Source organism: Staphylococcus sp. GDX7P312P (genome assembly GCF_008385775.1).
Lineage (GTDB): Bacteria > Bacillota > Bacilli > Staphylococcales > Staphylococcaceae > Staphylococcus > Staphylococcus haemolyticus.
The window spans coordinates 1-228 of record NZ_VUKI01000098.1; the positions used below are offsets into that span (position 1 = coordinate 1).

The following is a 228-nucleotide window of genomic DNA, read 5'->3' on the forward strand; positions in this document are numbered from 1 at the left end:
CAAATTATGGCAAATAAATATAAACAATATTATACTGTTAGAAAATATTGGCATTTGATGCGAACTAATACTTTAAATGCTGCTGTTTTACCAGTTTTAGTGGGTACTGCAACTGCAAAACTTTTTTTATTAGGTATTCAAGATAACATCAAATTCATGTTATTTATTGCATTGTTAATCGCTTGTTTAATTATCCAAGCTGCAACAAAAATGTTTAATGAATACTAC

General features: G+C 27.2%; 1 pseudogene. It reads left to right on the plus strand.

Annotated elements, in window-relative coordinates:
* Positions 1-6: 6 nt before the first annotated feature.
* Positions 7-228, plus strand: a pseudogene (locus F1592_RS13520) (1,4-dihydroxy-2-naphthoate polyprenyltransferase); the annotation flags it as partial.